Source organism: Rugamonas apoptosis, assembly GCF_014042355.1.
GTDB classification, from domain to species: Bacteria; Pseudomonadota; Gammaproteobacteria; order Burkholderiales; family Burkholderiaceae_D; genus Rugamonas; species Rugamonas apoptosis.
In genome coordinates, this window is the sequence record NZ_JACEZU010000058.1 from 1 (window position 1) to 280 (window position 280).

The window sequence follows — 280 nt, forward strand, 5'->3', positions numbered from 1 at the left end:
AGTGTGGACGTTTGATGGAAGTGCACACGAAGCCAGTCTTCGTGATACTTAAAATATCAAATGTTCACAAGAAATAAATGAAATAGGATACTCGCAAGAGTAGCCTGTCAGTATTTTGAGTGAGCGACCCGTCAGAAATGACGGTGCCATGAAAGTGGCAAACAAACAGAGATTAAACTGAAGAGTTTGATCCTGGCTCAGATTGAACGCTGGCGGCATGCCTTACACATGCAAGTCGAACGGCAGCGCGGGGCAACCTGGCGGCGAGTGGCGAACGGGT

Annotated in this window: 1 rRNA gene; it reads left to right on the forward strand. The window is 48.2% G+C overall.

Going from position 1 to position 280, the window contains the following annotated elements:
* Positions 1–174: 174 nt before the first annotated feature.
* A 16S ribosomal RNA gene (locus H3H39_RS27410) occupies positions 175–280 on the forward strand; the annotation flags it as partial.